This window comes from Clostridioides sp. ZZV14-6345 (assembly GCF_020657775.1).
In the GTDB taxonomy this organism is placed as follows: domain Bacteria; phylum Bacillota; class Clostridia; order Peptostreptococcales; family Peptostreptococcaceae; genus Clostridioides; species Clostridioides difficile_D.
In genome coordinates this window covers 1-3,346 of the sequence record NZ_JAGWCX010000130.1, presented here as the reverse complement: position 1 = coordinate 3,346, position 3,346 = coordinate 1, and the positions used below count along the sequence as shown (strand labels likewise).

Annotated in this window: 4 protein-coding genes; 1 reads left to right on the top strand and 3 read right to left on the bottom strand. The window is 28.0% G+C overall.

The annotated features are described in order from the left end of the window. Positions 1 to 233: 233 nt before the first annotated feature. Complete coding sequence (locus KGF39_RS19165) at positions 234 to 374, bottom strand: hypothetical protein (RefSeq protein ID WP_227823537.1); 141 nt, start codon at positions 372 to 374, stop codon at positions 234 to 236. 216 nt (positions 375 to 590) lie between these two features. Then, complete coding sequence (locus KGF39_RS19160) at positions 591 to 1,205, bottom strand: TetR/AcrR family transcriptional regulator C-terminal domain-containing protein (RefSeq protein ID WP_227823536.1); 615 nt, start codon at positions 1,203 to 1,205, stop codon at positions 591 to 593. A gap of 305 nt (positions 1,206 to 1,510) precedes the next feature. Here KGF39_RS19160 and KGF39_RS19155 point away from each other — a divergent pair, with 305 nt between their 5' ends. Then, on the top strand, positions 1,511 to 2,113 hold the full coding sequence (locus KGF39_RS19155) for a nitroreductase family protein (RefSeq protein WP_227823535.1): 603 nt from the start codon (positions 1,511 to 1,513) through the stop codon (positions 2,111 to 2,113). Between the two features lie 335 nt (positions 2,114 to 2,448). On the opposite strand, the gene KGF39_RS19150 is transcribed toward KGF39_RS19155, so the two are convergent. Further along, the gene (locus KGF39_RS19150) at positions 2,449 to 3,273 is read right to left on the bottom strand and encodes a peptidase dimerization domain-containing protein (RefSeq protein WP_227823534.1); all 825 of its coding nucleotides are present in this window, start codon (positions 3,271 to 3,273) and stop codon (positions 2,449 to 2,451) included. Between the last annotated feature and the right edge of the window lie 73 nt (positions 3,274 to 3,346).

Sequence of the window (3,346 nt, the reverse complement as noted above, 5' to 3'; positions counted from 1 at the left end):
ACAAATTTAATTTGCTCCTGCGACAGCCCCATTATCTTTTTTTCTTGTACTTACCCTTTCATATCCTATTATCATAACCCTACTCTCCCTTGTCTTGTTATAATAATTATATAATATATTTTTAGTTCGCTTAAACTATATTTTTAGTTTCTAAATAACAAATATTTTCTATTGTTGATTTCCAATGATTTTATACAAAAATAGTATAATTGTTATATGTTACTATAAAAGTTTTATTTATTTTTCTTACTGTCTAATACTACTCCAATAACTAACCCAAGGGATAAACCAATAGCTAAGTTTTTAAATAATGAACCCAAAACAACACCAAAACATAATCCTAACGCCAAATAACTTATATTTTCATTTTTCATATATTACTCCTTTAAATTTAATTGCAACATTTTAACTTTTCTAATTGATTCTTTTGAAGTTTTATATCAACTAAACCTCTTATCTCATAGTTATTACACTCACTTAGCACTTCTTTTACTAATATTTTAAGATACCTCCCCTAATTTATAAACAGTAGTAGTAAAAAATGGTTTTTAAACATATATTTTCAAAGCCTAATATCTATAAAACTATTTTTATGAGTCTTTACGAATTCCTACTGCTCTTAACGGACCGAGTAACGACATTCTAGCAAGTATCAGTGCCATTTCTTCAGGGGACTCTTTCATATTTTGTTCAAGCCAATATTGAATTACACCTAAGTCTGCTGAAAGTATATATTGTATAAAATATTCTTCTGAAATTATTGCCTTATCTATGTTGAAATTTCTTAATTTTTGTTTCTCAAACAAATTGGTTTCAATAAATTTTTTTATTTTTCTTTCAAAAGTAGGGTCACCTTTGGGACCCAAGATAGATTTAATAATTACCGAATTTTTTCTAAAATATTCAAAAAGCTTTACCATAAATGGAAGAGGTTCACTTGAGGTATCTATCTCCATCATGTTGGATGAATCAAGATGTTTGGTCTCCTCTTCAATTTCCTGTATTATTTCATTTTCAATCTTCTCTAACAAGTCATACTTATCAACATAATGCAGATAGAAGGTTCCTCTATTTATATCTGCCCTTTGAGTTAAATCAGTAACTGATATATTGTTAAATCCTTTCTCATCTATTAACTCTGCTAATGCAGACCTAATCATTTTTTTAGTACGTATTGTTCTTCTATCAATAGATACTTTTTTCATGAATTATTTCCTCATTCCATATAAATTTTTTTAATTTTAATTAACAATTTTATAGTAAATGTTTATTACTTAACAGTTTAAATGTTATTGTTTATTGCATAATGCAATATAAATATTATAATATACATATAGATTATTAATCAACAGTGTGTTCATAAAAATAGCGACTTAATTTGAAGGAAACGTTTAATATGACTGAAAAGTTCGCCTTTATATGGATGCATTATAGAACATCTTAAGAATAATATTAATGGAGGATAAAAATGAACAATTTAGATAAAAACAATGTTAATGAAGTTTTGGATATGCTGTTAAGAACTCGAAGATCCATAAGAAGTTTTACAAAAGAAGTACCTTCAAAAGAGCTGATTGAAGAAATAATTGAAACTGGAAGACTTGCACCTTATGCAATACTTGCAGTAGCAAAACAAACGGATTTCAGACATTTCTTTGTTATTTCAAATAACAGTTTACAAATAGATAAAATAAAAACCATTCTTGTTGATGTTATTAAAACTCAAATATCAGTCAATGAGAAGAAGGTAAAGAACAACATTACTCTTCAATCCTTCATTACTTCCTTAAAAATGCAAGTTGAAAAAGGGGTTCTTGGTATAGGAACAGCACCTTATCTTATTATTGTGGCAGAACGTCGTGGAATACCACCTATAGAACAAAAGTCATTATCTCATGTGATGCAGAATATGTGGCTTAAATCAACTGCTTTAGGATTAGGTTTTGAACTTGTTAGTGTAATAGGAAGGTTGAGTGATAATAAAGATTTTTGTGATATTTTAGGAGTACCAACAGGTGAATATGGATTTGATGCCTGTGCAATTGGTTTCCCTACTATATCTGTAACTAAGGAAGGCAGAGCCATTCCTCATCCATCGATAAAATGGATATAATAAATAACATCGAAAATAAAATATTTATAACCTATTCTTACAAGTTTTTAATAATAGGTTAAATGTTATTTCTCAGGTTAATCTATAACCTAACTATACCTAAAAAATAAAATTAATTACAAACAAAAATAAATATAATAAAAGGGCTTACAAATTATAAGTCCTTTTATCGAGCATAAAATTAAATTATTTTCCTTAAATAGGAAACTTTAAAAATACCTTCTAATTATTGTATCTTAGATTTAAAATAATTAGAAGACAAAGTTAAAAATAATATTAAATTATAGATTTATATAAACTCATACAATTCAATCTTACTTACATTAAATTAATTTTCAAATAATTGGAGTATATTCAAAACTACCTATAGTATCATCTAATTCCCTTTTTGATTTATTTACAATAGATTCATCCAACATTACATCATTTATTGAACATGCTATAGACTTAGATGCTAATAACATCGCTTTAAATCCCATGTCAGAACCTGCACTGGCACAAGACTGCCATGTATGAGCAGAAATACCAATAGGCCAAACTGAACAAGAACTTTGTGCTGTAGGCATTATGTAACTAATATCTCCAATATCTAATGATAATGATATACAATTATTATGAGTAAATGTATCATCTGTAATTTTATCATGTAAATTCATCTTAGTAATATCCTTATTTCCACTTAATACACTAGAAACACTAATTCTTTTATCTATAGACACTGTTTCAGCTAATTTCTCTGCAAAATAATAGTCATCTTCATTATAATTTTGTACTCCTACCAATCTCATGTTTTGTGATAGGATATCTGTTAATATTGTATTTGGAATATAGTCATACACTCCACTTATAATATTATATTCCATACTAGTACCAGTCATTAATGCTGCTCCTTTTGCTATATCAACAATTCTATCAAATACATCTCTCACATGCTCCATTTTCACTCCTCTTATGTAATACCACACTTCAGCAAAATCTGGAACTATATTTGGCATTTTTCCACCATTAGTAGTTACATAATGTACTCTACAGCTATCAAATATATGCTCTCTTAAATAATTACAGCCTATGTTCATAAGTTCTACTGCATCAAGTGCACTTCTTCCGTTATAAGGAGCTTGTGCTGCATGGGCACTAATACCATTATATCTAAATTTCACAGAATAATTAGCAAGTGTTGGGATTCTTATCGGAGTATTTATCTGAACCTCCCATGACTAAAGTCACAGGGTT

What these genes read in the sequence shown, in the direction of transcription:
- KGF39_RS19165 (WP_227823537.1), bottom strand. Translation starts at nt 374, where the DNA reads ATGAAAAATGAAAATATAAGTTATTTGGCGTTAGGATTATGTTTTGGT.
- KGF39_RS19160 (WP_227823536.1), bottom strand. Translation starts at nt 1,205, where the DNA reads ATGAAAAAAGTATCTATTGATAGAAGAACAATACGTACTAAAAAAATG.
- KGF39_RS19155 (WP_227823535.1), top strand. Translation starts at nt 1,511, where the DNA reads ATGCTGTTAAGAACTCGAAGATCCATAAGAAGTTTTACAAAAGAAGTA.